This is a genomic window from Micrococcus sp. R8502A1, assembly GCF_006704135.1.
Taxonomy (GTDB): domain Bacteria; phylum Actinomycetota; class Actinomycetes; order Actinomycetales; family Micrococcaceae; genus Micrococcus; species Micrococcus luteus.
The window spans coordinates 21,399-28,099 of the sequence record NZ_VIGS01000031.1 but is presented as its reverse complement, the minus strand read 5'-3'; the positions used below and the strand labels follow the sequence as shown (position 1 = coordinate 28,099).

The 6,701-nt window shown below is 71.2% G+C and carries 5 protein-coding genes; all 5 read right to left on the bottom strand.

Annotation, left to right across the window (positions count from 1 at the left end; genetic code table 11):
* Positions 1–32 precede the first annotated feature (32 nt).
* A complete protein-coding gene (locus FLM69_RS07275) occupies positions 33–1,088 on the bottom strand; it encodes a hypothetical protein (RefSeq protein WP_020621740.1) in 1,056 nt (351 codons plus the stop codon).
* Positions 1,085–1,795: a hypothetical protein gene (locus FLM69_RS07270; protein WP_020621741.1), complete on the bottom strand. Its 711-nt coding sequence runs from the start codon at positions 1,793–1,795 to the stop codon at positions 1,085–1,087. Before FLM69_RS07270 ends, FLM69_RS07275 begins: the two co-directional genes overlap by 4 nt.
* Positions 1,796–1,844: 49 nt before the next feature.
* Positions 1,845–2,015 carry a hypothetical protein gene (locus FLM69_RS11380; protein WP_020621742.1) on the bottom strand — a complete coding sequence of 57 codons (171 nt, stop codon included), beginning with the start codon at positions 2,013–2,015 and terminating at the stop codon, positions 1,845–1,847.
* 372 nt (positions 2,016–2,387) lie between these two features.
* Positions 2,388–4,493: an ABC transporter ATP-binding protein gene (locus tag FLM69_RS07265; RefSeq protein ID WP_141843679.1), complete on the bottom strand. Its 2,106-nt coding sequence runs from the start codon at positions 4,491–4,493 to the stop codon at positions 2,388–2,390.
* Positions 4,490–6,247 carry an ABC transporter ATP-binding protein gene (locus FLM69_RS07260; protein ID WP_141843677.1) on the bottom strand — a complete coding sequence of 586 codons (1,758 nt, stop codon included), beginning with the start codon at positions 6,245–6,247 and terminating at the stop codon, positions 4,490–4,492. Before FLM69_RS07260 ends, FLM69_RS07265 begins: the two co-directional genes overlap by 4 nt.
* Positions 6,248–6,701 lie beyond the last annotated feature (454 nt).

Below are 6,701 nucleotides of genomic sequence, written 5' to 3'. Positions count from 1 at the left end.
GGCGGCGGGCGTGCCCGGGGTGGCGGGCCCCGTCATCGGGTGCCGTTCAGCACGCGCACCTGCTCGCCGGCGTCCACGCCGTCCACGACGGCGAGGCCGTCGGCGGAGCCGAGGACGGTGACGGTGCGGTCCTCCGCGGCGCCGTCCCGGACCACCGTGACCGTCGCGGCGCCGTCTGGCTGGGTGCGCAGGGCGGACACGGGGACCACGGGCCCGGAGACGGGCGGGACCACGCTGACCTGGGAGAGCAGGGAGGTGGTGGCGTCGGCGGGCAGGGTGTCGCAGTCCTCGCCGCAGACCACGCCGCCGTCCGGGGCGGTGAGGGTGATGCGGATCAGGCCCTGCTCGTCGGAGGTGGACTCGCCGGCGACGGCCTTCCATTCGTGTTCGCCGTGGGGCACGGTGACCTGGGTGCCGGCCGGGATGAGGGCGGCCTGCTCCTGGTTGACCTCGAGGGCGAAGTCCGGTTGGTCGCCGGGGCGGGCCACCACGTTCTCGCCGCCGGCGAGGGTGGTGCCGACGGCGGTGGTCTTCGCGTCCACGCTGAGGGGCGCGGGGAGGGCGTCGAGGACCACGAGCTGGCCGAGCTCCACGGTGTCCGCGGCGGGGTAGCCGCGTTCGGTGAGCCAGTCGTCCCAGGCGTCCGCGGTGGCCTCGTCCCACGTGCCGGTGGCCTCCACCTTCGCGCCGGTGGCGGCGAGCATGCGCTGGAACGCGGCGACGTCGTCGCCGGAAGTGCCCTCCCCGAGAGGGCGCCACTGGGGAAGCTCGCCCTGGAGGACGAGCACGGGCTTCTGGGCGACGGCGTACAGCACCTCCCCGGCAGCCACCTCGCCGGACTCTCCGGCCCGGGTGACGACGCCGGTCAGCGCGTTCACCGCCGCCGGCGTCTGCTCGCGCGACACGGAGACGCCGAGGGTGATGACGCGGCCGAGCTCCTGCTCGGCGACGGTGACGAGGGCGCTCGCGGCCGGACGCTGCTCGGCCTGAGCCGGAGGGGTGAGCGTGACCCGGCCGGCCCAGAAGGCGAGCGCGGCGACGGCCACGAGCGCAAGGACGAGGGCGGCCCAGCGGGCGGGGCGATTCATCCGGATGACCCCCAGAAGACATCCTGCGGCGGAAGCTCCGGGCATGTCTGCGCGACCTCGGCCTGGCGTTCTGCCGACACGCCCCTCATGCTGTCCGCGAAGGGCCACCACTGGTGGCGGCCTGGAGTGTAGAACGCGGAGACGAATGCCTCTTTGGAGGGGCGCGCGGAGGTGTCGACCGTGTAGCCGTAGGCCTCGAGACACGGGATGAGGTATTGGTCCCAGTAGTCATAGACGAGGCGGAGCTGCGGATCGGTCCAGTCCTGGGTGTAGCTCGGATCCACCGGGTGCTGTGCGTAGCAGGTCACGTAGGCCGCCTCGAAAGCAGACCTCTGGGACTCAGGTGGGGTGTCGATCTGAATTCCCCCGGTCGGACCGACCGAGTTCGGCCACCCGGCCTCGGCCAGGCATGTGGACACCATGCGGTCCGACTCGAGGGACGTGGCGTACCACCCGGAGCGCTCCACCTGAGGCGGCGCGGGCATTCCCGCCCCCTGAGCGTGCCGCGCGACTTGCTCACGGTAGGCGCGCTCCTTCTCCGCCTCCGTCGTCAGGAGGGGTTCGATCCTCTCGGTGGGAACCCACTGCGAGGCGTCCCAGGTCTTCTCGGCCGTCGCGGTGGGGGGAGCGGCGACCGTGGATGAACCGCCGAGGCCCGCAGACTCCCGACCGACGCAGCCGGTGAGGGTCAGGGCGACGGCCGCCACCAGGGCGGCCGTCGCAGGAATGCGTAATGAAGTCATCGGTGCCGGCGAGTCAGTACGGGTAGTAGCAGTAGCCGTAGGTGCCCGACAGGAGGAGTCCTGCGCTGCAGTCCTGCCGACCGGAGTCCGTCAGCGCCTGCGCTGGCACCGCACCGGAGACGGCCAACGGTCCAGCGACGGCCACGCCGGCACCGACCTTAGAAATCCGCTGCTTCATACCCATGTCGCTCCTCCTTATGGTTCACGCTCAGTCGTGATCTGCGTCACACTCTATGAAGGTGCTCGCCCTGTGTCCAGAGAATTCTCGGTCGGTCCACAGACGTGCCCCACCAGGGAGTCAAGAGGGTCCTGCGCGTGACGGATGCGCAATCTCAGGGGACGAATGAGCGCGGCCACACCGGCAGGGGTGGCCCGACGATCGGGTTTCGATACTCCCGTCACCGCCGCGCGCCCTAGCCCCGTACACCTCCGGCTCCGGAGAGGTGCGGGCTCGTGAAGCTCACCGGCACCTGGATCGAGAAGGTCATCGGGTGGTCCCGTGTCGCAGCGACGCCAGCGGCCAGTGGCTGGGCGCCGGCGCCATCCAGCCCCGGCCTCAGCGGGCGTCCTCGCGCGCGGCGGGCGCGCCGTCGTCGTCCTGCTCCTCCGCCTGTTCCCCGCCCTGGAACTGGCTCCTGTACAGCCGGAAGTACGCGCCGCGAGCGGCCAGCAGCTGATCGTGCGAGCCCTGCTCCACGATGTCGCCGTCCTCCATCACGAGGATGACGTCCGCGTCCCGGATGGTGGAGAGGCGGTGGGCGATCACGAAGCTCGTGCGGTCCGAGCGCAGCGCCGCCATCGCGCCCTGGACCAGCACCTCGGTGCGGGTGTCCACGGAGGAGGTGGCCTCGTCCAGGATCAGGAGCGAGGGCTGGGCCAGGAACGCACGGGCGATGGTGATGAGCTGCCGCTCGCCCGCGGACACGTTGGCGGCGTCCTGCTCGATCACGGTGTCGTAGCCGTCGGGCAGGGTGTGCACGAAACGGTCCACGTAGGTGGCCTTCGCCGCCGCGACGACCTCCTCGTCCGTGGCGTCGAGTCGGCCGTAGCGGATGTTCTCCCGGATGGTCCCGCCGAAGAGCACGGCGTCCTGGAGCACCATGCCGGTGGCGGCGCGCAGCTCGCCGCGGCTGACCGTGCGGGTGTCCACGCCGTCCAGCAGGATCCGCCCGCCGTCCACCTCGTAGAACCGCATGATCAGGTTGACCAGGGTGGTCTTGCCGGCACCGGTCGGCCCGACGATCGCGACCGTCTGCCCCGGCTCCGCCACGAAGTTCAGGTCCGTGATGAGCGGCTTCTCCGGCGTGTAGGAGAAGCGCACATGCTCGAACTCCACGCGACCGCGCAGCGGGCGCGGGAGGTGGGCGACGCCGTCGGGCCCGGGGATGGCGGAGGGCGCCGTTTCCCGAACGAAAGCGCTCTCGGAGGGCGCCGTTTCCCAAACGAAAGTGCCGTCGGGGGTGCGGGCGGGGGTGCCGTCGGGGGTCTCCTCCGGCTCGTCGAGGAGCTCGAAGATGCGCTCGGCCGACGCCACGCCGGAGATCAGCATGTTGGACATGCCGGCGATCTGCCCAAGCGGCTGGTTGAACTCGCGCGAGTACTGGATGAACGCGGTCACGGCGCCGAGGGTCATCTGCCCGTTGGCCACGCGCAGGCCGCCGACCACCGCGATGCCCACGTAGCCCAGCCAGTTCACCCACTGCATGATCGGCATGATCATCCCCGAGTAGAACTGCGCCGTGAACGCGGCCTCGTACAGCTCCTCGTTGCGCTCGTCGAAGCGCGCGGCCATGTCCCGCTGACGGCCGAACACGGTCACCAGCTCGTGCCCCGTGAACGACTCCTCGATGTGCCCGTTGAGCCGGCCCGTCTCCCGCCACTGCGCGGAGAAGAGCGCCTGGGACTTCTTGCCGATCACGCCCACCACCACACCGGCCACCGGCAGGGCGACCAGGGCGATGAGCGCGAGCTGCCAGGACAGCCAGAACATCATGCCGACGATGCCGATCACGGTCAGCACCGAGTACACGAGCGAGGCGAACGCCTGCTGGAGGGCCTGCTGGACGTTGTCCAGGTCGTTGGTGGCGCGGGAGAGCAGGTCGCCGCGCTGCCCGCGGTCGAAGTAACTCAGCGGCAGCCGGTTGATCTTGGCCTCGATCTCCTCGCGCAGGCGGAAGACGATGCGCATGACGATGTCATTGAGCACGCGGCCCTGCAGCCACATGAAGGTCTGCGCCACCAGGTACATGCCCAGGACGATGAGGATCAGCCGGCCCAGCTCGGTGAAGTCGATCCCCTCGCCCGGCGTGAACGCCATGCCGGAGAGCATCTCTGCGGCCTGGTCCTCGCCCTGGGCGCGCAGCCCGTCGATGACCTGCTCGCGGCTCAGCCCGCCGGGCATCTGCGCGGAGACCACGCCGCCGAAGATCACGTCCATCGCCCGGCCCAGGACGTGCGGGGCCCACACGTTGAGCACGACGGCGACCAGCACCATCAGCGCGACCACCACCAGGCCCAGCTTCTCCGTGCGGAACAGGCTCATGAGCCGCTTCGCGGACGGCCAGAACGCCTTGGCCTTGCGGGCCGGCCCGCCGCCCCAGTCGTCGGTGGCGCCCTGCTCCTGGATCTCGAGGATCTCCTCGTCCGTCAGGTGCTCGCTCATGCCACGTCCTCCGCGGTCAGCTGGGAGTCCACGATCTCCCGGTAGGTCTGGTTGTCCGCCAGCAGCTCGGCGTGGGTGCCGCGGCCGACCACGCGGCCCTCGTCCAGCACGATGATCTGGTCGGCGTCGGTGATGGTGGCCACCCGCTGGGCGACGACGATCCGGGTCACCCCGGCCGCCGCGCGGTCGAGCGCCGCCCGCAGCCGCGCGTCGGTGGTGACGTCCAGGGCGGAGAATGAGTCGTCGAACACGAGGACCCGCGGCTCGGCCACGAGGGCACGCGCGATGGACAGGCGCTGGCGCTGGCCGCCCGAGACGTCCGTGCCGCCCTGAGACAGCCGCGAGTCCAGACCGGAAGCCGCCGCCTCTCCCTTGCCGGTGGTGCGGGCGCGCACGAAGTCGGCGGCCTGGGCCGTCTCGAGGGCCGCCCAGATGCGCTCGTCCGAGGCGTCCGGGGCCCCGAACTGCATGTTCTCCCGCACGGTGCCCGAGAACAGGTACGGCTTCTGCGGCACGAGGGCCACGGCCTCGGTCAGCTCGGCCCGGGCCAGGTCGGTCACCGGCACGCCGTCCACGAGCACCTCGCCGGACGTCGCGTCGTACAGCCGCGGCAGCAGGCTGATCAGCGTGGACTTGCCGGAGCCGGTCGAGCCGATGATCGCCGTCGTGGTGCCGGGGGCGACGGCGAAGCTCACGTCGTCGAGCACCGGCGCCTCGGCGCCGGGGTACTGGAAGGTGACGTGGCGCAGCTCCACGGCGCCGTCGCGACGCGCGGGGGTCACCGGGCGGACCGGCTCGCCGAGCGTGGGGACGGTGTCCAGGACCTCGCCGATGCGGCGGGCGGAGATCACGGCGCGCGGGAGCATCATCATCATGAAGGTGCCCATCATCACCGCCATGAGGATCTGCAGCAGGTACTGCATGAACGCGGTGAGCGCGCCGACCTGCACGAGCCCCGCGTCCACGCGCTCGCCGCCGAACCACAGGACGGCGGAGGTGGCCAGGTGCAGGATCATCGTGATGACCGGGCCGAGCAGCACGAACAGCCGGCCGATCCGCACGGACGTCTCCGTCAGGGCGGCGTTGGCGTCCGTGAACCGGCGCGTCTCGTGGCGTTCGCGCACGAACGCGCGGACCACGCGGATTCCCTGGATCTGCTCGCGCATCACGCCGTTGACGTCGTCGATGTTGTCCTGCATCCGCTGGAACAGCGGCATGAGACGCGCGACGATCCACGCCACGATCACCAGCAGCACCGGCACGGAGACCCACACCAGCCAGGACAGGCCCGGGTCCTCGCGGATGGCCATGATGATGCCGCCGACCGCCATGATCGGCACGGCCACCATGAAGTTCAGGGCCATGAGGGTGAGCATCTGGACCTGGTTGACGTCGTTGGTGCCGCGCGTGATGAGGGTCGCGGCGCCGAAGCGGCCGAGCTCCTCCGCGGAGAACGCGTCCACGCGGGTGTAGACGGCACGGCGCAGGTCCCGGCCGACGCCCATCGAGACTTTCGCGCCGAACCACACGGCGGCGATCGCGGCGACCACCTGCACCAGCGCGACGCCGAGCATCACGAGGCCGATGTCCCAGATGCGGGCGGTGTCGCCGCGGGCTACGCCCTCGTCGATGATGCGGGCATTGAGGCTGGGCAGGTACAGCATGGCCAGCGTGCTGATCAGCTGCAGCACGACGACGGCCGCGACGGCGCCGCGATAGCGCCGGCCGTGACGGCGGAGCAGGGTCCAGAGCATGGGGCTCCCAGGGAGTCGGGATGGGCGCGCGGCCGCGTGGGCTGCAGTGAGGTGGGCCGAAGGGGGCCGGGCTCATTGTGCCCCAGCCGCGGGAGGGCGCGGGCAGCAGCCGTCGTCGAGGGGACGCGGGCGCACCCCGGACAGCCGGCTGCCGAACCACCCGCTGGCGGACCCGTACGAGGACTGAGCGACGCCAGACGGGGGGCGTGAGCCAGACGTTTCCGCGGCTGAGGGTCCCTCAGAACAGCACGAACATCTGGCTCACGCCCCCGGAACGCCTGGCTCAGCGCCCGAAGAGCCTCGCGAAGAACCTTGCGGCCCCGGCACGGCCCGCGCGGGCTGCGTCGCGCTCGGCATCAGGGTGACGGCCATCGCACCACTGCGCCGCGGGGACGACGGCCTTGAGGGACTCGACGTGCCGGCCGCATCCGGCCCAGGTGGCCCTGCGGCAGAC